Source organism: Streptomyces sp. AJS327 (assembly GCF_013450295.1).
Classification (GTDB): domain Bacteria; phylum Actinomycetota; class Actinomycetes; order Streptomycetales; family Streptomycetaceae; genus Streptomyces.
Genome location: NZ_SKBR01000002.1, coordinates 336779 through 358786, shown reverse-complemented (window position 1 = coordinate 358786; position 22008 = coordinate 336779). Strand labels below are relative to the sequence as shown.

20 protein-coding genes and 3 pseudogenes are annotated in these 22008 nt (G+C 64.6%); 15 read left to right on the top strand and 8 right to left on the bottom strand.

Features of this window, described 5'->3' with window-relative positions; translation table 11 throughout:
* Positions 1 to 162: 162 nt before the first annotated feature.
* Together E0L36_RS11390 and E0L36_RS11385 are read left to right on the top strand one after the other, a co-directional pair.
* Positions 163 to 1344 carry a ThiF family adenylyltransferase gene (locus E0L36_RS11390; RefSeq protein WP_180928911.1) on the top strand — a complete coding sequence of 394 codons (1182 nt, stop codon included), beginning with the start codon at positions 163 to 165 and terminating at the stop codon, positions 1342 to 1344.
* A complete protein-coding gene (locus tag E0L36_RS11385; RefSeq protein ID WP_180928910.1) occupies positions 1337 to 2719 on the top strand; it encodes an AarF/ABC1/UbiB kinase family protein in 1383 nt (460 codons plus the stop codon). The genes E0L36_RS11390 and E0L36_RS11385 overlap by 8 nt, the downstream gene beginning before the upstream one ends.
* A gap of 974 nt (positions 2720 to 3693) precedes the next feature.
* On the opposite strand, the gene E0L36_RS11380 is transcribed toward E0L36_RS11385, so the two are convergent.
* The 3 genes from E0L36_RS11380 to E0L36_RS11370 form a co-directional block, all read right to left on the bottom strand.
* Positions 3694 to 4059 (bottom strand): WhiB family transcriptional regulator, encoded by a 366-nt coding sequence (locus E0L36_RS11380; protein WP_374705524.1) that lies wholly within the window; start codon positions 4057 to 4059, stop codon positions 3694 to 3696.
* A gap of 133 nt (positions 4060 to 4192) precedes the next feature.
* Positions 4193 to 4462 (bottom strand): hypothetical protein, encoded by a 270-nt coding sequence (locus tag E0L36_RS11375; RefSeq protein WP_180928908.1) that lies wholly within the window; start codon positions 4460 to 4462, stop codon positions 4193 to 4195.
* A gap of 147 nt (positions 4463 to 4609) precedes the next feature.
* Positions 4610 to 6868, bottom strand: coding sequence for an ATP-dependent DNA helicase UvrD2 (locus E0L36_RS11370; protein ID WP_180928907.1), 2259 nt, complete (start codon positions 6866 to 6868; stop codon positions 4610 to 4612).
* 262 nt (positions 6869 to 7130) lie between these two features.
* Between E0L36_RS11370 and E0L36_RS11365 the strand changes: the two are divergent.
* From E0L36_RS11365 to E0L36_RS11320, 10 genes and pseudogenes are all read left to right on the top strand, one after another.
* Positions 7131 to 7541: pseudogene (locus E0L36_RS11365) on the top strand (M55 family metallopeptidase); the annotation flags it as partial.
* Positions 7542 to 7974: 433 nt separating this feature from the next.
* A complete protein-coding gene (locus tag E0L36_RS11360) occupies positions 7975 to 8229 on the top strand; it encodes a mycoredoxin (RefSeq protein WP_180928906.1) in 255 nt (84 codons plus the stop codon).
* A gap of 281 nt (positions 8230 to 8510) precedes the next feature.
* On the top strand, positions 8511 to 8717 hold the full coding sequence (locus E0L36_RS11355; protein ID WP_180928905.1) for a hypothetical protein: 207 nt from the start codon (positions 8511 to 8513) through the stop codon (positions 8715 to 8717).
* Positions 8701 to 9234, top strand: a complete 534-nt coding sequence (locus E0L36_RS11350; RefSeq protein ID WP_180928904.1) for a DUF6879 family protein — start codon at positions 8701 to 8703, stop codon at positions 9232 to 9234. Before E0L36_RS11355 ends, E0L36_RS11350 begins: the two co-directional genes overlap by 17 nt.
* Complete coding sequence (locus E0L36_RS11345) at positions 9210 to 10046, top strand: helix-turn-helix transcriptional regulator (RefSeq protein ID WP_180928903.1); 837 nt, start codon at positions 9210 to 9212, stop codon at positions 10044 to 10046. The genes E0L36_RS11350 and E0L36_RS11345 overlap by 25 nt, the downstream gene beginning before the upstream one ends.
* Before the next feature lie 508 nt (positions 10047 to 10554).
* Complete coding sequence (locus tag E0L36_RS11340; protein WP_258016141.1) at positions 10555 to 10932, top strand: hypothetical protein; 378 nt, start codon at positions 10555 to 10557, stop codon at positions 10930 to 10932.
* Positions 10933 to 10999: 67 nt separating this feature from the next.
* Positions 11000 to 11641: a bifunctional 2-polyprenyl-6-hydroxyphenol methylase/3-demethylubiquinol 3-O-methyltransferase UbiG gene (locus E0L36_RS11335; protein ID WP_180928901.1), complete on the top strand. Its 642-nt coding sequence runs from the start codon at positions 11000 to 11002 to the stop codon at positions 11639 to 11641.
* A 1181-nt stretch (positions 11642 to 12822) separates the two neighbouring features.
* Positions 12823 to 12921: pseudogene (locus E0L36_RS28495) on the top strand (histone-like nucleoid-structuring protein Lsr2); the annotation flags it as partial.
* Between the two features lie 29 nt (positions 12922 to 12950).
* A complete protein-coding gene (locus E0L36_RS11325; protein WP_308416728.1) occupies positions 12951 to 14399 on the top strand; it encodes a DUF3987 domain-containing protein in 1449 nt (482 codons plus the stop codon).
* A gap of 40 nt (positions 14400 to 14439) precedes the next feature.
* Positions 14440 to 14862 carry an endonuclease VII domain-containing protein gene (locus E0L36_RS11320; protein WP_180928900.1) on the top strand — a complete coding sequence of 141 codons (423 nt, stop codon included), beginning with the start codon at positions 14440 to 14442 and terminating at the stop codon, positions 14860 to 14862.
* A gap of 270 nt (positions 14863 to 15132) precedes the next feature.
* Here the strand turns inward: E0L36_RS11320 and E0L36_RS11315 are convergent, their stop codons facing one another.
* The 5 genes from E0L36_RS11315 to E0L36_RS11295 all read right to left on the bottom strand — a co-directional run bounded on the left by E0L36_RS11315 (position 15133) and on the right by E0L36_RS11295 (position 19395).
* Positions 15133 to 16032, bottom strand: a complete 900-nt coding sequence (locus E0L36_RS11315; protein WP_180928899.1) for a hypothetical protein — start codon at positions 16030 to 16032, stop codon at positions 15133 to 15135.
* Between the two features lie 74 nt (positions 16033 to 16106).
* Positions 16107 to 16319 carry a hypothetical protein gene (locus E0L36_RS11310; protein WP_180928898.1) on the bottom strand — a complete coding sequence of 71 codons (213 nt, stop codon included), beginning with the start codon at positions 16317 to 16319 and terminating at the stop codon, positions 16107 to 16109.
* A gap of 270 nt (positions 16320 to 16589) precedes the next feature.
* A complete protein-coding gene (locus E0L36_RS28490; protein WP_180928897.1) occupies positions 16590 to 17090 on the bottom strand; it encodes an HNH endonuclease signature motif containing protein in 501 nt (166 codons plus the stop codon).
* Between the two features lie 1669 nt (positions 17091 to 18759).
* Positions 18760 to 18972: a hypothetical protein gene (locus E0L36_RS11300; protein WP_180928896.1), complete on the bottom strand. Its 213-nt coding sequence runs from the start codon at positions 18970 to 18972 to the stop codon at positions 18760 to 18762.
* Positions 18973 to 18984: 12 nt separating this feature from the next.
* Positions 18985 to 19395, bottom strand: coding sequence for a hypothetical protein (locus tag E0L36_RS11295; protein WP_180928895.1), 411 nt, complete (start codon positions 19393 to 19395; stop codon positions 18985 to 18987).
* A 262-nt stretch (positions 19396 to 19657) separates the two neighbouring features.
* Here E0L36_RS11295 and E0L36_RS11290 point away from each other — a divergent pair, with 262 nt between their 5' ends.
* The 3 genes and pseudogenes from E0L36_RS11290 to E0L36_RS11280 all read left to right on the top strand — a co-directional run.
* Positions 19658 to 20179 (top strand): hypothetical protein, encoded by a 522-nt coding sequence (locus E0L36_RS11290; RefSeq protein ID WP_180928894.1) that lies wholly within the window; start codon positions 19658 to 19660, stop codon positions 20177 to 20179.
* Between the two features lie 40 nt (positions 20180 to 20219).
* Positions 20220 to 21788 (top strand): recombinase family protein, encoded by a 1569-nt coding sequence (locus E0L36_RS11285; RefSeq protein ID WP_180928893.1) that lies wholly within the window; start codon positions 20220 to 20222, stop codon positions 21786 to 21788.
* Positions 21789 to 21815: 27 nt separating this feature from the next.
* Positions 21816 to 21917, top strand: a pseudogene (locus tag E0L36_RS11280) (NrdH-redoxin); the annotation flags it as partial.
* Between the last annotated feature and the right edge of the window lie 91 nt (positions 21918 to 22008).

The window sequence follows — 22008 nt, the reverse complement described above, 5'->3', positions numbered from 1 at the left end:
CCGGCCGCTCCGGGTCACTCCGGTCACTCCAGCCGTCCCAGCCGTCCCAGCCGCTCCACCCGTCCCAGCCGCCCCGTCCCCACCACACCCACGGGACCTCGCGAAACCCACGCGATCCCCGCACGCGCACCGCGCACCGTCAGGCTCCTCAGGGGGAAGCCCATGCACCCGATGATCAAACCCGCGCTGCGGCGCGGCTGGCGCGACCGGCAGACGGTCCAGTTCGGCATCGCCCCCGCCCACTCCGTCGTCCTCGGCCCGGTGGACGACACCACCGCCAGCCTCCTCGACCTGATGGACGGCACCCGCAGCACCGACCGCCTCAAGGAACACGCCACCGCCCTCGGCCTCGCCCCGGAGGAGGTCGACCGCCTCACCCGGCGCCTCACCGCCGCCGGCGTCCTCGACGACGCCACCGCCCACCGCCGGGCCGCCGCGAGCGTCCCCGACCGCCTCCGCCCCGACCTCGCCACCCTCTCCGCCGTGCACCGCGAGCCCGGCGCCGGAATCCGGCGGCTCACCACCCGGCGGAGCGCGGCCGTCCAGATCCGGGGGGCCGGACGCGTCGGCTCCGCCATCGCCACCGCCCTCGCGGCGGCCGGCGTCGGCCACGTCGACGTCCTCGACGGCGGGCACGTCGAGCCGTGGGACACCCTGCCCGGCGGCATCCCCGCCGACGGCGTCGGCAGCCGCCGGGACACCGCCGCGCGCACCGTGGTCAGCCGCGCCAAGCCCTGGCGGGACCGCTCCCGCGCCCGCGTCCACCTCGTGATCATCGCCCCGCGGGACGGCCTGGACGCCTACGCCCCCGACCCCCGGGCCACCGAACGGTTCGTCCTCGCCGGAACACCCCATCTCTTCAGCGGAGTTGTCGAGGGCACCGGGGTGGTCGGCCCGCTGGTGCTACCCGGCCGCTCCCCCTGCGCCGAGTGCCTGGCGCGGCGCGGCTGCGAACGCGACCCGAGCTGGGGCCTCGTCGTCGGCCAGTGGCGCAGCCCCGCCCGCCGCCGCGCCGGAGTACCCGCTTGCGACGCCGCGCTGGCCACCATGGTCGCGGGCGTCACCGCGGCCTACGCGCTGAACTTCCTCGACGGCGACGGCAACAGCGGCGCCGGCTACCGCCTCCGGTACGCCCTGCCCCATCTCATCTCCGAGACCGACCGGTTCGCCGCCCACCCGGAGTGCCCCTGCGGCGCGGGCGCCCCGCCGGCCACCCCCGCCGAGGAGCAGCCGGACGCCCCCGTACTGGGCGCTCCAGCGCCCACCCCGCACAATGGCCGCGGAGACGACGCCCGCGGCCCCGTCCGCCCGGGCCGTCAGGGAGTTGGAGAAGCGCATGTCTGATCTTCCCCGAAAGGCAATCACCCGCACCGCCAAACTGGCCGCCCTCCCCCTCGGGTTCGCCGGTCGCTCCGCCTGGGGCCTCGGCAAGCGCATCGGCGGCTACTCCGCGGACCTCGTCGGCCACGAACTCCAGCACCGCACCGCCGAGCAACTGTTCAAGGTGCTCGGCGAACTCAAGGGCGGTGCGATGAAGTTCGGGCAGGCCCTGTCCGTCTTCGAGTCCGCGCTGCCTGAGGAGATCGCCGGTCCCTACCGCGCCACCCTCACCAAACTCCAGGAAGCCGCACCCCCCATGCCGGTCGGCACCGTCCACGCGGTACTGGCGGAACGGCTCGGTGCGGGCTGGCGGGACCTGTTCACCGAGTTCGACGACAAGCCCTCCGCCGCCGCCTCCATCGGTCAGGTACACCGCGCCGTCTGGCACGACGGACGGGCCGTCGCCGTGAAGGTCCAGTATCCGGGCGCCGGGGAGGCGCTCATCTCCGACCTCGCCCAACTCGGCCGCTTCGTACGGGTACTGGGCCCCCTCGTCCCGGGGATCGACACCAAACCGCTCATCACCGAACTGCGGGACCGCGTCGCCGAGGAACTGGACTACGCCCTGGAAGCGGAGGCCCAGCGCGCCTACTCCGCGGAGTTCGACGGCGACCCCGCCGTGCTGATACCCGAGGTGGTGCACCAGACGGACGAAGTGCTGATCACCGAGTGGCTGGACGGCGTCCCGCTCGCGCGGGTCATCGCGGACGGCTCCCCGGCCGAACGGGACCGGGCCGGGCAACTCCTCGCCCGCTTCCTCTTCTCCGGCACGGAACGCACCGGGCTGCTCCACGCCGACCCACACCCCGGCAACTTCCGCCTGGTCACTGACGGCCACCCGGATCCCGGGCAATGGCGGCTCGGCGTACTGGACTTCGGCACCGTGGACCGGCTGCCCGAGGGCCTGCCCCCGATGATAGGGACGCTCCTGCGCATGACACTCGACGGAGAGGCCGACGCCGTCTACGACATGCTCTGTGCCGAGGGGTTCGTCAAGGAGACCATCGAACTCGACCCGGGTGAGGTGCTGGACTACCTACTGCCGATGATCGAGCCAGCGCGAGGCGAGTCGTTCGACTTCAGCCGCGAGTGGATGCGCGAGCAGGCGGGGCGCGTAGCCGACCCACGCTCCGCGGCGCACCAGCTCGCGCGACAGCTCAACCTGCCCCCCTCCTACCTGCTGATATACCGCGTCACCATGGGAACCATCGGAGTGCTGTGCCAACTCGGCGCCACCGTGCGGCTACGGGACGAACTGGAGGACGGAGTGCCGGGCTTCCTCCGGGACGAGGAACTCCCCGAGACGCGGTCACCCGAGCCGAAGGACAGCCCCTCCTGACGCACCCGCCAGGTAACCTCCCCGACCAGCCGACCCGGACGGGCAGGCGGGACAGCCAGGGCGGCGGGTGGGACAGACGGCTGGGCGGGACGGACAGGCACCGGACGGTCCGACGGCTGGGGCGTGCCCGATGAGGAGACCGCTTCGGCCGACGGACGGATTCGACCGGTAACGGTGCCGGTGGGCAACGGTGCGCGTTGGTAGGCGGGTCCCGATGACAGACGGTGCCGTTGGTGGGCCACTCCGGTTGCCGGGCGATGCCCATTGCTGGGCGACCCCGGTTGGCGGACGATGCACGTTGGTGGGCGGCTCCGGTTGGCGGACGACTCCAACTGGCGTGCCCTGATAGACGGTTCGGCGTGGGGCGGGGTGGGGTGGGGGAGGGGGGAGGGCCCCAGAGGCCCCGTCAACTCGGCGCCCCCCCGGTCCATCACCTCCTCCCCCCACCCCCACCACCCGCACCCCACCTGACCCACCCATCTGCCCAGGGCTGTCCCCTCCCGAGATGGTTGGAGGCTGACGCCAGGGCCGGTGTGTGTGGGGGGGGCGGGGGCAGAGGCTGGCAGCGGGGGCGGGGCGGACAGGCGAACGCCGTGCTCCCCGAGACGGGGAGCACGGCGTTGGTCCTGGTCCTGGTCAGTGCATGACGACCATGGCGATCGCGCGCTTGGCGCGCAGTCTCGCGCGTCCGGCGCGGCCCTGGAGTCCGGGCCGACGGCGGGTGCGTCCAGGTGGCTGGTCGCGGTGTTGGGGCCCGGTGTCCGGCCTGCGTTGTCGCAGACGGGTCCGAGCCAGGGTTTCTGGCAGAAGTTGCATGTCGCGGTTTCTTTTCTGACGCGGTTCGCGTGTTTCGTTACTGCGGAGCGGCGTGGTTCCGCACCAGCGCTGGGCGCGGGCTCGCCGCGGCTCGTTACTCACCGGGTGGTCGAGGGTGCCTCTGGCCGATCGGCCGGTGGCCGCCCCTGTCGCGGGGTTCACGCCGCCACCGGGTTCTTGCGGGGACGCCCACGGGGCCGCTTGCGCGGTACGACCACACCCTGGACGAAGAGTTCACCGCCCCACACACCCCACGGCTCGCGGCGGTCCTTGGCCCCGGCGAGGCAGGCTTCGCGCAGCGGACAGGTCTGGCAGAGCGACTTCGCGTACTCCACGTCCGCGGGGGCCTCCGCGAAGAAGACCTCCGGATCGTAGGAGCGGCAGGGCACGTCGACACCGAGTCGCTCGATGGCGTCGTCCAGTTCAGTCAGAGTGGTCAGCGGGGCAGACACGGGGTCCTCCGTGGTGGGCTTGGGCGCGAGGTGGTCAGGCATGTGTGACGGGGCGTGCGTTTCGCGATGCACTGTCGGTTTTCCTCGTCTGTTGATGTCTGTTGTCTGGCGGTCCGGCTGGAGGCCGGGCGGTTGGCAAACAGAAGGGCCGCGGATCCCGGTGTGGGTTCCGCGGCCCTGGAAGGTGCCGGCCTGATCTCGCCGATCAGGCTGGTTCTCTCCAGGGTTCGAGCCCACGGAAGGCCCACATGCGCCGCTGCGTCCTCTGGCTTTCTGCACCGGCACCCGCGATCGCGCTGGCAAAGGCATAGGCACGCACCTGTGCCGTCTCCGCTGCTACCGCAAGTGCCTTGGTCGGTCGCTCAGCGCCGCCGAGCATGACTCCGGACAGACCGGTGCCATGGTTGGAGCCGAGCAGGCAGGCGCAGATGACCGAGCGATCGGTCATTTTCATGGCGGTCTTAATGTTGATCACTGGTCTCGCCTCCTCTCGGCGTCTCGGGGCGACCGAAGCCGACCTACGGATTTTCAGGGCTCAGTACAACATGGAAGGGGTTGGGACGAAAAGCCCCGCCCCCTCCACACCTCGGAAGGCTATGAGGGCTGGGACGGCGGGCGCAAACTATTTTTCGGCGCTCTCCGTAACAGCTTCCGTGACATCATCCGGATCTTCGAGTTCCGCTTTCTCGCTGGTCAGCCGCTCGCCCGCGCAGATCGCCAGTACGTCCGCCCCGTAGCGGTCGAGCTTGCGTCCGCCCACTCCGGAGATCCGGCGGAGCGCCAGCTCGCTGTCCGGAACGTTCTCCGCGATGGCCAGGAGTGTCTTGTCGGTGAACACGCAGTAGGCGGGTTGCCCCAGCAGCAGCGCCTGCTCCGAGCGCCATTCCCGGAGCCGTTCGTACAGCTCCTCGTCGAGGTCGGAGGGGCACTCCTCGCAGCGCATCAGCTTCACCTCGCCGGGGTCGGTCAGCGAGCGCCCGCAGACCCGGCAGCGGGCGGGACCCCGGCGGACCCGGCTTCGCGCCGCACGGCTCGGCTCCCCTCGCTCGACGCTCGGGCCGCTGCCCCGCCGCCCGACGGTCGCCCCGCCGGAGCCGGGCCGCAGCCCCTCCAGAAAGCGGCTGGGACGCCGCACGGCCCGGCCGCCCGGGGAACGGGCGAGAGCCCAGGAGAGGCTGAGCTGCCGCCGGGCACGGGTGACGCCGACATACAGCAGTCGACGCTCCTCCTCCAGCTGGGCCTCGGTTCTGGCGTGGGTGATCGGCATCATGCCGTCGGTGAGCCCGACCAGGAACACCGCCTCCCACTCCAGACCCTTCGCCGAGTGCAGCGAGGCGAGCGTGACGCCCTGCACGGTCGGGGCGTGCTGCACGCTGGCCCGCTGCCCGATCTCCTCCACGAGTTCCGGCAGCCCGGCCCCTGGGTTGGCCTCGGCGAAGTCACTGGCGAGGCGGACCAGCGCGGCGAGGGACTCCCAGCGGTCCCGGACGGCCCCCGATCCGGCCGGGGGCTCCGGCTGCCAGCCCTTGGTGCCGAGCACGGCGCGTACCTGGGAGGGCAGGTCGACGGCGTCGTCGAGGAGGGAGTCGTTGCTCCCGGCGCGGGCGGCCCCGCGCAGCGCGACGTGCGCCTCGCGCACCTCCGGGCGTTCGAAGAAGCGCTCGGCGCCCCGGAGTTGGTAGGGCACGCCCGCGTCGGTGAGGGCCTGTTCGTACACCTCGGACTGGGCGTTTATCCGGAACAGGATGGCGATGTCGCCCGGCTGGGTGCCCGCCTGGACGAGGTCCCGGATGCTCCGGGCGACCCCCTCGGCCTCGGCCGGTTCGTCGGGATAGGGGGTGTATCCGGGCTCGGGGCCGGGGTCACGCTGTGAGCGCAGTTCCAGCCGGTGCTCCGCCGCGCGCCCGCTGGCCTGCCCGAGGAGGGTGTTGGCGAGGTGCACCACCTGTGGGGTGGAGCGGTAGTCGCGGACGAGCTTGACCACGGTGGCGCGCGGATGCCGGGCCCGGAAGTCGAGCAGGTGGTCCGAGGTGGCTCCGGCGAAGGAGTAGATCGTTTGGCTGGCGTCCCCGACCACGCAGAGGTTCTCCCGTTCGCCGACCCAGAGTTCCAGCAGCCGTTGCTGGAGTGGGCTGACGTCCTGGTACTCGTCGACGACGAAGTGCTGGTACTGGGCGCGCACGGTCTCGGCGATGTCGGGGCGGTCCTGGAGGACGCCGACGGTGAGCAGCAGGACGTCCTCGAAGTCGATGGCGCCCCGGTCGCGTTTGATCTGTTCGTAGTGCTCGTAGATCCGGCGGATCTCGGCTGGGTCCCGCGGCGCCTCGCGGGAGGCCGCCGCGACGGCGCCCGGGTAGTCCTCCGGGACGGTCTGGGTCACCTTTGCCCATTCGATCTCCCCGGTGGCGTCCCGGAGTTCACCGCGGTCCAGCCGGATCCGGCAGCGCGCGGCGGCCTCCGCGACGACCTGCACCTTGCGGTCGAGCAGCTGTGGTGGTGGGCCGCCGACGGCCTTGGGCCAGAAGAACTGGAGCTGCCGGAGGGCGGCGGAGTGGAAGGTCCTCGTCTGGACGTTGCCGGCGCCGAGCTGGCGGAGACGCCCGCGCATCTCACCGGCGGCCCGCTGGGTGAAGGTGACGGCGAGCACGCTGGCGGGGGGGAGCACCCCGGCGCGGACGCCGTAGGCGATGCGGTGCGTGATGGCGCGGGTCTTGCCGGTTCCCGCTCCGGCGAGGACGCAGACCGGGCCGTGCAGGGCGGTCGCGACCTCGCGCTGTTCCGGGTCCAGCCCCTCCAGCACCGCGTCGGCGTCCTGCGGCGGTGCCGGGTGAGCGCCGGTCGGGTGGCTCGGGAAGAGGGCGGGGTCGGTCGCTGCTGTCACCCCGCCATGCTGTCAGGTCAGGAGGGGCGGCCGGTACGGCTGTCCACAGCTGGGGACTGCTTGTCCGACGAGCCTCCCGGTTCTGCGATGGCGTGGGGGTTCCCCGGCGGGTGAGACGGCACCGGTGGGTAGCGGACGCCCCCGGCCCGCCGGGGACGGCGGGAACACCGGGAACGCCGGGAGTGGGAGAACCTGCGGAAACGGCGGGAACCCGCGGGACGGGCGGAGGGACGGGTGCGGGACGGCGCGGAAGGAGCCGGGAGCCGCCATGGCCGGACATTTGGACGTACCGGTCGTGCTGCTCAGTGGCGATGACAGCGCCTGCGCCGAACTGCACGATCTACTCCCGTCGGCGGTCACCGTCGCGGTCAAGCAAGCCCTTGGCCAGAGCGCAGCCATCGCCCTGCACCCCGAGGAAGCACGGGAGCGGCTGCGTCGTGCGGCGGCCGACGCCGTCAACCGGCGGGCCCAGGTCGCGCCACTGTCCCTGGCCGGACCGCTCGATGTCGAGGTCGACCTTTCCGCGCCGTTCATGATCGACCTGGCGACACTCGTACCAGGGGTCTCACGCGATGAAGGTGGCCGGACAGTCACATTCACCGCGGCCGACTTTGGCGACGCCTACCGGCTGGTCCTGCTCCTCGCGCAGCTCGCCACCATCAAACCTGGCTAGGATTCGACCGGCCTTGGTCGTCTATGGCCTGGCCAGGACCTTTCACCAGGAGCACCTCGATGCTTCTCCGGTGGTCCCCCGGTGCTGCCGGGAACGCGGACGGGGCATCGGCTCGATCAGGCCGCTACTGGCGGCGGGAATGTGTGGCCGCGGTCGGACGTTCCTCACGTGTCCGTCCGTCCTGTCCGTCCCGTCGGTCCCGTCCGGCCCGACAGCCGTCGGCAGCCCGTCCCGTTCCTGCCAGACTCGCCAGTTCCCGGCAGTTCCCGCCAGTCCCCGTCCGTTCTCCCAGCCCCCCTCCCCCAGACCGTCGAGTTCCCCGTGGTTCCGTTCGGTCGGTCCCGTTCGGTCGGTTCCGTTCGGTTCACGTCAGTCAGTTGACGTCAACCAGTTCAGTTCAGTTCAGTTCCATCGCGAAGGAAGCGAGAGTCAGATGTCCGGCACCGTGACGATGTACAGCACCACCTGGTGTGGCTACTGCCGCCGCCTGAAGGGGCAGATGGACCGCGAGGGCATCGCCTACAGCGAGGTCAACATCGAGCACGACCCGGAGTCGGCGAGCTTCGTGGAGCAGGCCAACGGCGGTAACCAGACGGTCCCGACGGTCTTGGTAATTGCCCCCTCCGGTGAGGAAGCCGTCATGACGAACCCGAGCCTCGCCCAGGTCAAAGAGGCCCTTGCCGCCTGAGCCCCCTGCCCTCAGAGACACAGACCCCCGCCACCGACCGGCGGGGGTCTCGTCTTGCTTCCTTCACTCCTCGGGACCGCCACCCCGAGGACCAGCCCCCACACCAGTCCCGGTGCTCACCGGCACGGCCGGGGCCAGTTGGTTCAGTAAGTTCAGTTCCCCCGGAGCCCTGTTTATGCAATGTCGCGCATAGTCGCGTTCGTGCATAGACGGCTCAACCGCCCCGCTCGTACTGTCATCACGACCGGCCCGCCAGGGGCCGCATGAGGGGGTACACGGCTATGACTCGTGAGGAACTGACTCGACTGACTGGCAACGGGAACGGCAACTGCAACAACGACGACTGTCCGAACGTCTACCGGACGGCCTCCGGGTCGTTCGTGGTCCAGGGAGATGTGTCCAAGGCGTTCACCGCGCCGGAAGGCGAAGGGCTTGTTGAGATCCCTGAGGAGACCTTGAGGGAGGCGTTCCGTGCTCTTGGATGGTGAAGCCTGGACAGCCAAGGTTCAGGGCTTCAAACGGGAGGCGTGGCGACTCGAAACGCTCCCCGTGTACCGGGTACCGAGCGAAGACGGTGATATCCGGGACTTCCTGGCCGGGCAAAGGCTGGACCCTGAGAACTACTCTTCTGGCTACACAGAGGGCCTGAAGAGGGTCAAGGCAGAGGGCAAGTCCAAAGGGCGCGTCCACATCGTCACGCGGCCACTCACGGACTACCTCCGGTTCGAGTTCATGTACTACGACGTACACGAAGCTGCCGGAGATGAGATCCGCATCCTGGATGTGACTGACCGCCCCAACCCCCTCAAGGGGGTACCGGACTTCTGGCTGTTTGATCAATCGGAAGTCGTTCTCATGCAGTACGAGGATGACGGTACGCAGATCAGCCGGGAACTCTACGAGGGCGATCCTGCGCCGTACGTCGAATACCAGCGCATCGCAATAGCGGAATCAGTGCCGTTCAGGGAGTACGTGAAACGGTGGCCATCGACCCTGACCAGCTAGAGCAGAGTGGCCGGGAGCTGTCGGCCATCCTGAAGCACCTCCGCAAACAAGCCGGGCTCTCAGGGGTCCGGCTTGCTGCGCGCTGCAACATGTCTCAATCCAAGATCAGCAGGATTGAGGGCAACAAGAGCCGCCCATCGCTGCTCGATGTTGAACAGATCCTCCGGGGCCTGGATGCCTCCCCCGCTGTAGCGGCTGAGGTAATGGCGCTTGCTCGCATCGCACAGACAGAATGGCAGGATGGCAGAACCCTCCGCAGGAAGGGCCTCGACAAGAAGCAGTTGCAGCTAGCTGGGCTTGAGTCATCCTCCACGACGTTCCGTTACTTTCTTCTTTCCATGGTTACCGGGCTCCTGGCCACCCCTGAATACGTTCGTGCCAGCCTGGCCCAGGCACCGCCAGAACAACAAGCCAAAGCCGTGGCTATGAAACTGGACCGGCAAAGGGTCCTGTTTGATCGCTCCAAACAGTTCACATTCATCCTGACTGAACAAGCTGTTAGATACCCACTCGTGCCACCACACGAGCTGGCCATGCAGATTGACCGGCTTGCATCCTTCACTCGTCAGCCGAACATTCAGCTAGGCGTCATCCCCATGGGAGTCCACTTCACTTCCGGGGCTTTGAATACATTCACCGTGTACGACGACACTTTGGCGACGGCTGAACTGGACCTAGGTGCAATCGTGTTCCGGGATAACCGGGATATTCAAGACCTGATCAACCGGTTCAACTCATATGAGGAACACGCCCTGTTCGGGGACGACGCCCGGGAACACCTGGAAGTCTGGGCCCACGACTGTCGCAGGTGATCTTTACTCGACAACGTGAATAACTCGCCGTATCGCTCCGTAACTCGGGGATCATCTTTCCCTCCACGAACTACGGGAGGCGCGACGGCATGGCATCAGGACAGCAGCAAGAGGCACCGTGCGAGCCCGGTACGGCCGTGTTCGACAACACCAGTCACATGGTCGGTGTCATCCAGGATCGGCACGGGCCCATGCTCACCCTGATCCGCCCCTCCGGCCTGAGCTGGCGGACCCATGCCGTCTCTGTACGTCCCGTCAATGACAGGGAACGCATTCAGCTTGCCGCCCTGGCTCGACACCACCAACAGGCCCGTACGTTGGCGAAGTTGCGGCGCGCACACCCCTGAGCCCCGCCCTGGTCACCCAGGCGCGTTCGGGTGGCCGGGGTGGGTTCCATCACCCGAGCACGACCACGTGAAGGGAACCACTGATGGCAACTGCGGTACAGGTCCGAGACCCCCGGAACTGCGTCCCGTCCCAGGTGTGGGACAGGGAAGTCCGACTCATCATGCGAGATCACGCCATGGGGCGTGACCTGGCAGAGCGCATCTTCGCTCAGGCCGTCGCCTACCTGGTGACCTCTGCCGAGTGCCCCGAGGTCCGCATGGGGCCCTCTCAGGACGTGGACCTGGGCGTCCACTCGTTCGTGCTCGACTCGATCAACTACATGGAGTTCTGCGACCAGCACGCGGGCCGCTACATCCACCACGTCCCGCACCTGCCCGGAGAGGAGACCGGGGAGCCCCCCGCCCTGCGGGACACGGTCAAGGCCATCCAGGCTTCCGGCTTCGAGATCGACCCGGAGCTGTGGGTCATGAAGGACGCGGCCGACTGCTCCCAGTGCCACGCTGGGTGCACCGACAGCCCCAACAGCGGGAAGAAGTAGCACAACGCTGACAGTGGCGACTCCCCTCGGCGGCGGGGGGAGTCGTCCCCATGAGGAGAGGTTCCGTATGGACGTCGTTGATGCCTGGGAGCGATACGCCCAGGGACGGACGCCACGGAGAGAAGCCAACGCTTCTGGTGCCCGTACGTGGTTGAACTGGACCCAGTACCCCGACCACGGCCCCGATGAATCGATCCTCGGAGACCTCCAGGGCCGTACCGTCCTGGAACTGGGATGCGGTACCGGCTGCAACCTGGCCCACCTGTCCACCCTTGGGGCGACGTGTACCGGGGTCGATATCGCTCCGAGCCAGCACGGGAAGGCCGTAGCCCGATGGGGGCACCTGCCCGGCCTCACGTTCCACACGGCAGAGGTGACCGACTACCTGAGCCACACAGAAGGCCCCTTCGATGTGGTCCTGTCCATCTTCGGGCCCGTCTGGTTCACGGACCCTGAACAGCTTCTCCCCCTGGTCCGTAAGAGGCTTTCCCCTGGTGGCGTGCTGGCCTTCTCCCACAAGCCCCCAACGGCCGGCACTCAGCCCGTGGGTCAGCTAAGAGAGGCCAAGGCAGTGACCAGGTGGGACTACACCCCAGAGGAGTGGTCGGCCCTTCTGGCCTCTTCGGGGTACTCGGATATCAAAGCCGAGGTCATCTCTCCCCCGGAAGGGAAGGACGTAGGAACCCTCTTGGTAAGGGCCTACGCATGAGGGCTTAACCCCGGAAGAATTCCCCCTACTTTCCCGGTAGGGGGGGGTTTCTTTATGGTCGCTTATGGATTGTGACCTAAATCACCTATTCGAGAATGGAGGTCAATAAGGGCAAAGGTTTCACAAAGAAAGCCAAAGGCCCAGAAACGTACGTTATCGGAGAGCCACGCTCCGCCGGTTCTCTTTTCAATTCGACTAACCTTGTTACCCCACCCTCTAGGTAAATTCATTTTCACTGTCGGTAACAACTGGCCCGTACCCCTCTGAATCAACTGAACTTACCTAAATAACCCAACCCACTGCGTAACTAAGTGACAACTCTGAGCAATGGGTTAATTCAGTAAGTTCGGTTAGCTCTCAGGGTCAATAACTGCATCAGTTGTGATTGAGATCACGCCTCAAAACTTCCTTCACACCCAGTTCTGGCATGACTAGGGGTGTACGGTGGAGCCTCCACTAGATAGGCGTGAGGGAGTACGGCAGTGCTTAAGACGGTTATGCGGCCTGTAGAACTGACTGTGTGCGATGCCTGCCAGGGCAAGGGAGAGGACACAGAGGCCGTCACTAAGGCCAGCATGAGCCTGGGCAACGACTCTCGGACTGTGGACCTCTGTGAGGAACACAAGGGGCTCTTTGTGGCCGTCATGGACAAGCTGATGCCGATTGCTGCGGCGGCCAGTGCTGCCGCTCCTGTTGCAGTGAAGGAGGAGCGGGAAGAGACCGGCCTTACTGAGCCAACCTCCCTTGCCACTCAGGTAGTTCAGGAGCCTGCCAACTCCCAGGCAGAGGACGGCCAGGAGGAGCCTGCCCGTGCGTCCCGGTTCGATGACCTCACGGACTACTGCCAGCGCATCACTGACGGCCGTAAGGCGATGAAGGGCCGGAAGCTGAACGTTGCTGAGCAGTCGGCACGGGCACAGTGGGCACGGCACCGGTCGCGGTTCCAGGGCATCACCCAGGATGAGCGTTCGCACTTCATCGACTGGGCCGAATACCACGGCAAGGGTGTGGACTTCACTGCCTCTCACGTCGAGTTCAGGGGTTGGCTGTGGGAGAACTTCCCTGCCAAGGCTGAGCACTACGTAGCCCAGTACAAGAACTCCCAGGACGTTAAGACCCCCGACGTTCCGGCCGTCGAGATTCGGGACAACATCGGCCGTCGCATCGTGAAGGCAAATGAAGTCCGTGCATGGGCACGTGAGAACGGCTACCAGATTGCCGACCGTGGCCGTATCCCTGCCGATATCCGGGAAGCCTTCAAGGCTGCCCAGGCTGCCTGAGAACCAACACCAGGAAAGGAACATAACCAGTGAGCGCAGGAACTACCCCGACTCTCTACGGCCCTATCGGTAAGGCCGTCCAGGACGTTGCTCCCTACTCGGAGACCGACCCGGTTGGGATCTATGCGGCGACCCTCTCCATGTGGTCTGCGGCCATCTCTGGCACCGTGCATGTGTCGTCCCGTGGCAAGGCTCGCCCTGTGCTCCTGTGGTCGGCTCTTGTGGCCGGTACGGGACGCGGCAAGGGAAATGCCCTCAGGGCCGCTGAACACGTCATGAGTGAGCCCCTGGGGCGTTTCCTGGACACGTTCGTCACAAGTGGATTCACGTCCGGGGCAGCGATCATCTCTCACCTTGCCGAACAGGCAGAGGCAACCTCCGAGAGTGAAGGCGGGATAGACACCCGATGCCTCTCCATTTCGGAAGAATGGTCGGAAGACCTGTTCCAGGCCAAGAAGGACAAGAAGTTCGGGACCACGATTCGGAAGGCATGGGACGGGGGTCCGCTCCGCAACAGCACCGTGAAGGAGCCAAAGGCCGTCGAGAGCCCCCGTCTCGTCCTTCACTGCCACATCACCCCGGCAGAGTTCTCCAAGTTCGCCCTTGGGGGCTCTGAGGCCCAGGGAGGCAGCCTGAATCGGATCATGCCGTTCACGCTCCGAGCCGTCCCCATGCTGGACGACGAAGCCGAGTTGCCCACGATCGACACAGAGGCCCTGGAGGACGCCTACGCCTGGGCACGGTCCAAGGCACGGACTGTCAGCCTGGGAGAGGACGCTAGGCCCCTGTGGAGGCTCATACGCCGTTACGGCCGTGTCCTGGGTGAGAACCTTCCCGAGTCTCAGGGCGTCATGGTCGAGCGGACTGCCGAACAGACGTTGCGTGTCGCTGCTGTGCTGGCAGCGTCGGAACAGTCCACCACCATCACCCGAGACGTTTTGGAGGCCGCGTTCTCCTTCGTCCGGTACTCCGTGAAGTGCGCTACCTCCCTGGTGGCCGACCAGGAGAGCACCCCCAAGACGGGCCGGACCGCAGTGGACACCCCCAGCCGCATCCTGGCGTACGTGTCGGCCAACCCTGGCTGTGCCTCCACGGCCCTTCTCCGTGGTGCCAAGGTCACCAAGGCAGACGTTCAACAGCTCGTATCCACTGGGGCTTTGGCCATGGTGAAGGGACCGGCCAATGGAGGCCGGAGGGCAGAGACGTACTGGCTCGCAGGGCAGTCCCCCGAACCCCAGGGCGATCACTCAGGGTTCAGCCGGCCGTCTACGCAGGGTGAAGGGACCACGGTCCAGCCTGAGCAGAACAGGAAGCCTCCTAGGCCGTCAGAACGGCCCAGGCTCCGTCTCGTGACCGCAGAGTCCCGACAGGACCAGAGCGAGCCGCAGACGGCCGTACAGGACTCTCCAAACCCCACGTCGGCACCTGCCGTTGTCCCCGGCAGTGAGAGCCTGGGGGATCTCCTGTCTCAGTGGTAGAGGCACCAGGGGAGACGAGAGGAACGGTGTAAGGGCGGGAATGCTGGAGATCAAGGGCACGGCCAAGTGTGCCTGTTGTGGGGGAATGAATGAGCGAAGGTTTGTGGTCAGTGGGAACGAGACCGTATGGGCCTTCAGATGCGATAGCCCGAAGTGCAATGAGGATCAACAGGAGATAGCCAAGAGGGTTCGCAAGTACGGACTCTCCTATGACGAGTACGCGGAAATACACCTGTACCAGCGGGGGAGGTGCCCAATCTGCACCGAACCTATCGGCAAGTTCCGTCCCGGAATCGTCATAGACCACGATCACACATGCTGCCCCGGACGGAAGTCGTGTGGACGTTGCGTCAGAGGCATCCTCCACCACCAATGCAACATCGCACTAGGAATGCTGCGAGACGACCCAGACAACGCAGAGAGGGCAGCCGACTATCTGAGGGAAGAGTTCCCCTGGCAGTAAGCACCTGAGACGAGAAAAAGGCCCCTAGACAATCTCCCTTTCGGAGACCAGCCAGGGGCTTTCTCTTATGCAGTCGATATCCAGTTAGAGGCAGAGCCAGCGCTAGCCCCACCCAACATGGTTGGGCAGCTCCCCACACAGAGCCTTTCGCTCAAACGAGAGGCAGCCACCTAACCAACTTCCTTCATAGCTTCGGGTATCACCCGCAGAGCAGAAGCAGGGCATAGACCTTCCGCCGTAACCCTGCCGCCACATCAACCCGAAAGCTCATTAAAAGGTCTTCCCACGGTTCTTGGGGAAGTTCGGGTGACGCTCTCCCTCAAGGTCATCCTTGAGAACGAACGTGGTCCGAGTGTGCCGGGCACCCTCTGTGCCAACACAGGAAACGCGACGGCCACCAGTATTCACCCGAAGACCACACGCCGGGCATTCATGAGTCCCGGCATTCCGGGTGACCTCCAGGCCGACTTCCTCGGCAAGAGGATTCTCCGGGTTGTAAACCATGTGCTCAAACTCGGGAAGCATGAGAGCGCCTTCCCACTGGTTGTAGAGACCCAGGGCACGCATTGACTCTACGGTGATACGACCATCACCGGTGGCCTGCCATCCACCAAGTCCGTCACGAGTTCCGGAGCCAAAGCCAATACCACTAACGGAACTCTTGCGACCACCAGTCACGGCCCAACAGAATCGGTTGACCGCCGATCCCATTTCAGCACGCGCAGACTGAGCCTTTCGCATAGCCTCCGCGTACTCCGTCTCAGCCTTGCTAGCCTGAGTGAAAGCCTGGTCCACCAGCTCCCCGAGCATCGGGCGCATGGTCGCAATAAGTTCCTTGTCGGCCTCTGCAATCAGCTCTTCCAGGGCCTTAATCCGAGGATGGTACTCGGCAGCCTTCTCCTGGAACGGGATCAGGTACTCGTCAAGAGACTTGAAATCCTTACCGGCCTTAAGCGCTTCCTTCATCTCACGGGCCCACTGGGCCTCTGCATACTCCAGTGCGGGAGTGAACCAACCAGGGTTCGCATGGTTGTAGTGATTTCGCTTACGCGGTTCATAGTCGGCGTTCTCGGCCTTGAACTGGGCAAGCTGTCGAACCAGGTCGTCACGACGCTTGAGTACCTTCTGAGCGTCACTGGGAAGATTGAATCCCTGGGGGATCTCGAACATGAAAACTCCTTCAATAGGAAGGGCCCTCGCAGTGGAGGGCCCCTAAGTCAGTCTCGGTTGTCTAGGTTGGGATCTCAGATAAGACCAAGCATCTGAGAGAACTGCCCATTAGCGTGAGCCTCGTTGATTTCGGCCGGGCTCATTTCCAGAAGGTCATCACGGGTGAGCTGTGGCAGGGTGGCAGGCTCCTGGGACTCAATGTTCGGCACCTGGGCACGGGCCATCTCTCCGGCCTTACGCGCGTACTCAATTGGGTCAAGGTCAGCAGGGATATCGAAAGCAGTCATTAGCGATTCTCCTTCGCATAGGCGAGTAGTTCAAAGAGGTAATCCAACGAAGCCTGGGGCATTTGATCGCTGGGGTTCTCACGGCTATCAAAGAAAACGTTGATTACAAACAGGCGTCGAGACAGGCCGGGATGTGTGCGTTCACTGAGAACACCATCCTGGACGTACTTATGTACCTTCCTCATCCAAGAGCAAGCCTTACAGCAGTGGGAACCAGTAGTCCGACTGAACTGGCATCCCTTACGGGGACAACGGCCGCTATGAGCACGGTTACTTGGCATTGGGTTCCTTCCGCCTAGCTCGATACGCACGAGTACGGACACGGGCACTCTCACGCATACATATGCGGCATTCCCGGTCGCCTCGGGAACGCCTGTAGGTGTTCTCTTCGTTGTACTCGTGTCCGGCAGGGCAATGCGTCTTTGCAAGCTGCTTAGCGGCGTAGGTCTTCCCCGCCTCACCACGAGAGGTATTCACCTGCTGAGTCACGGCCTCAAGATGCCTGGGGTTAACACAAGTTGTATGGCAACATCCACGAGCCTTCACATGATCAATCACAAGGCCATCCGGAATGGGACCAACAAAGAACATGTAAGACAGTCGGTGGGCTAGAACCAGCTTTCCCTGGTAGTAAATCAACCCGTACCCGTTCTCAGGCTTGTTCGTGGTGGCCTGCCAGCACCAGCAATCAGACTCGGGGTCGTGCTCTATCTTGCTGAGCAAACGGCGCAGGGCCTTCACGTCATAGTCGTCATCAAGTTCTACTCGCATAATCCGTCCTCCAGAACGGTTCCCGAAAACAAAGAAGGCCGCCCAACCTGGACGACCTAGGTTCTATTGGTTTGTCAGATGGCTTCGTTGGCAGCGAAGGGCATCAGCTCTCGCTTCTCTGAGAAGCGGCGGTAATACGCCCTCCATTCACCCGCTGTCTGAGGCTTAGGACGTTCACCAGTACGGCGGTAGCAACGTGCTGCAATCCGGTCGCCGATCACTTCGCAACTCTTGGAGCAGAACAGCGAACCGGTCCGCCTTTCGTTGGGCTTATCGCACCGTGCGCACATTGAGACCACATTCATGGCGGACCTTCCTTCCGTAGTTCACTCGATTTTTTGGGCACAAAGGAATGAACCCAGCCGGTAAGGGCTGGGTCCAGACACACCGAGACGATTCAGAGGAGCGAATCGATTCGTGACTCGTGAGTCCCGAAGTGAGACCAAGTAGGTAAGAAGCGGTTTAAACCCTTCTTGCTCTCATAAAAGAGGTGAGGTCCGCACTCGGGGGTGCGAGGCAGGGAACTGCCGAAAGTGTGGGCCAAGTCACCTGGCCGGCTCAGGGGTTGAGCCCACGTCAGGAGCCACCCGAAAAGCCTGGATGCGTACACCGGATCAGGGGGCCGAGAAACGGCCCAGAGGCCGCTAGGACGGCCCAGGAGGATCAGCGGGTACGGAGAAGACCCGAGACGGCATCAGGGCCGCCCCACGGCCACACAGAGGCGGGCCCGTGAATCAACTGAACTTACTGAACTAACTACCCCGGCCCTCTGAGGCCGGACAGGTGTCCACAGGACCAGAAGCCACAGACGCCGTTCTGACGGCCTCTCGTGACCGCAGACGACCGGACCACCCAACAAGGCGTCAGACGGCCACACAGGGACTCTCAGAGGGCAACGGGCAGCCCACGGCGGCGGGGGACAACTGGCACCAGGTACGAACCCCTGGTGTGGACAACCAGTTGTCCCGTGTCACTGCCAGCCCCAAGGCTGGCTAGTTCCACTGTCCGGACTGTCGTCCTCTCTGCCTTCGCTGTGTTCAGTCCTCTACCTGGTGAAGGAAAAAGACAAGGGGCCCCGTAGGGCCCCTGACTCTCTACCAAAAATTTCCTTCTTCATCAGGAACAGGGTTAGGTATTACTAGGTCCTTACTAGGACTCTTACTAGGTAGTCCCCCGATGTTCAGGGCAGCCAAAGTAGTGTTCTTCGGGGTAGTCGTAGTAGTGATGTTCGGGGTAGTCACTACCTGAACTTCGGGGCAGTCAGTTGGGGTGGTGGTCTTTGCACTTACGAGGTTCCCCCGGTTCCCTCGCTTGGTGCGGGGCTTCGCAGTGCACCGATCAGAAGGCTTATCCCGCCCCGCACAGCACGACGGAAGAACGATCCGGAAGCGCCAGGGGCGTGCACGGGGAGCGTCTTCAACGATGAGCCAGCCTGCCGTCACAGCTTCATTGACCCAGTCGTCAACGTCGCTTCCTCGGGTCTTGCCCATGTGGTGAGCAACGGTCGTCTTACTCATGTTGATACCGCCGAACCCCTTGTTCCGGCGGAACGAGTCATCATCCCAGTCGGAAAACTCCATCATCACTGCCAGCATCGCGCCGGTACGGGAGTTGATTGCCTTACACCCGTGAACTCGAAGCCGAAACCACCGAGCCTCCGTGGCACTGCTCACGCTTCCTCATCCTCCATTCGCTCACTGTGGATATTCGTAATGGCGAGATCCAACAACTTCTCTGCCTGCTCCTGGGTCATCTCAAGTGCCCCAGTGCACATGTCGATAGCGTCGGCTGCCTTCATCCGCCCCAGGTCCACTGTCAGGGCGAGATGGAAGACAACATCACCGGCCAGTTCTTCCAGGGCCTTCGCAGTCTCGTCAGTCATTTCCCAATCTCCTTAGATGTACTGCCAGTCACCATTGGGGAGGGCTTCAATCCCGATTGCCATAAGCCGTTCGGGATGGCTCCACCTGATCGGCTCCCCAGTTCGCTTGTGGAGGCACCCTTCACCGGGATTGGCCAGGCAACCCGTGCAGCCATTCGCCTTGGCCTTATCGTTGGCCGCTTCCTTGTCTCGCAGCTTGCTAATCCGACGCCGGTCTATCTGAGTCAGTGCGCGGAGGACTTCTACGGCGTCCATCTGCTCTACGAGTGGTGCAAGGAGTTCCGCCAGGTGCTTTTGGTTGGCCTGTACGGGGCGGCACCCGTGGCCGCATCCACATGCCCATTCGACGTAGATGAATGCTTGTACCGCATTCGCAGTCATGATGGGTTCTTCACATACGTTGCTGTAGTTGCTGTAACGCATCTCGTCTAACGCTCCTGATCTGTCCGACCCGTGTCGGCCTGACAACTTCAAGATTGCCCCGAAGTTCGGGGTAGAGCAAACCCAGACGTGCCATTTCTGGGTACATGAGTAAACCTGAATAAACTTCTGACCTGGGGTTCCTCCGAGCCGGCCACCCCCTGCTTGTGGAACGGGTCACATGGTTTATTCAGCCCAGCACCACCAGGCACACCACTCATGCAGAGTTGACAGACCTAGGTGACTTCGGTCTACCTTGGGTCGCATGACAGACGAGGGATTCGAGATCAGACAGCGTGTGGGGTCCTGGGTGCTCGCGGCCTGGTGGCCAACCGGTCACTACCAGGGCGGGCCACAGCGGCTCGCCATCGAGCCAGCACCCGACGCAGACCCGAGGGACAAGGCGCGTGGGGTTACCACAACCGTTCTCCGAAGGATGGAGCCAGAGCTAAGCCGGATCGCGGAGAAGGCGCAGGAGCTACACGAAAGCGCCCACGGCATCGCTCTGAAACTAGACCAGGGGGCAGAAGCAGTAAGGGCTGTGCTGGCTTCTGAGGGCATCTCGGACCGGTACTTGGCCCTGTTGTCCGCCCTCTACGTGAGTGCGTCTGAGGCAGGCACTCCGGCCCCCGTTCGCTGGCTGGCTGAGGCGTTGGAAAAGAACTTGAACACCATCAAGGACCACATGAAGCGCGCACGCCGAGACGGATTCCTGGAGACAACCGCCGACAGGAAGGCCGGGGGCGTGGTTACCGAGAAGGCCAGGCAAGTTCTGGAGTCGGAGTAGCTGCGAATCCACGAAAAGAAGGGGAGTTAGACCGATAGGCATGTTGAACCGAGCATTGGGCGTGGTGCGCCTCTCCGTGGCCAACACGGGCCAGACCGGAGACGACACTCAAAAGAAACTCATAGGCAAGCGTGTGGACGCTGACAGCCTGGAACTCGTGGGATGGGCAGTGGACATCGACGTGTCCGCCTCCCTCTCTCCCTGGCTCCGTCCCTCGCTCGGAGACTGGCTAAACAACAGGCGAGACCAATTCGATGTTCTCTATGTGAAGAGCATGGACCGAATAGTTCGATCGGTTCGGGACCTGTGCGACATCATCGACTGGTGCACCAAGCACGGGAAGTCTCTGATCTGTGTTGAACAGAGCTTTGATCTCACCAGCGAAATGGGCCAGGCCGTCGCCAAGATCCTGGCTGTGGTCGCTGAGATTGAACTGAACATCATCAAGAGCCGTGTCCGGGCCTCTCGTGAGGCTATGCGGAAGGCTGGCCGTTGGCCTGGTGGGCTCGTCCCGTTCGGTCGTGTGGCGGCCAAGGATGGCGACGGCTACACGCTGGCCATCTGCCCCGAGTATGGGCCGGTGTTGCTGGAAATGATCCGGCTGTTCATGGCGTGCAAGTCGTTCTCCGTCGTTGCTGACTGGCTGAACACCGGTGGCGTTCCCACAGTCCAGGACATTGCTCGTATGCGTGCAGCCAAGGGCGAGTCCACTACCCGGCTCAACGAGGAGAAGGCCAAGGCACGGGGCACCAAGTGGAACCCGACCAGTGTTCAGGCCGTACTCACTTCCCGGAGCCTGTTGGGCGAGTACGTACGGGCAGACGGCACAGTCGTACGAAACGAGGACGGCACGCCCGTCATGCGCTCTGAGCCCGTGCTGACCGACTCGGAATGGCTGGCTCTCCAAGAGGTTGTGACCCTGGTGAAGTACACCAAGGGTCCGTCCGAGACCTCCCCGGTGCGCGGCATCCTGTTCTGCGACGGCTCCGACTATGAGCACCCGCTCTACTGGGCCAAGGGCGGGAAGAAGAACAACAAGCGCCCCCGCATCCGGTGCCAGGGAAGCAAGCCCAAGGGACGCAAGCCGTGCCCCGGCCACAGCTTCATGGCTGAGGAACTGTACGAACTCATAGGAGCCACGCTCAAACTCCAGCTTGGCTCTCTGCCAGTCCGGGAGCGTCGGACCGTTCAGGACGACTCCAGGGCCGTACAGGTGGCCGTGTTGGACGCCCAGCTTGAACAGCTCACCAAGGAACTCCAGGCAGGCAAGCTGACCGCTGCCGAGTACGGCCAGCACATGGCCAAGGTGGCTACGGAGCGGGAAGCGATCACCAGCCAGCCTGCGGCCAGGCCACGGGAACAGTGGGTGGAGACCGGCCAGACCTACGCGGAGTGGTGGGACTCCTCCACCCGAGAGGAACGGCGAGAGAAGCTGCTCACGTGGGGGGTGAAGGTCTTCGCTGGCCCCTCTGGGGTGAGGTTCGAGTACGGGGAGAACTTCCCGGCCGCACCGTTCCAGGTCGCCCAGGTGGGCTTCGGCAACCCGCCCGCTGAGGCGGTGTCCATCTCGGATTTCCTCTCGGGGGCTGAGGTAGCACTAGCCGCATGACCTGGAGAAACGATGGAGGCAAAACCCAAAACCGTCCCGACGCTGCGGGTGGTGCCGTCCGGCGGGGGTGACGAGGTGGTGCTGACCAACCCGAGCCTCGCACAGGTCAAGCAGGCGCTCGCGGTCTGAGGCGAGCCCGGGACACCGCCCCCGCGCGGCCTTCGGTGGCCGTGCGGGGGCTTTCCGCTGTCGTGGGGGCTTCGCCGCCGGGGCGCTGAGG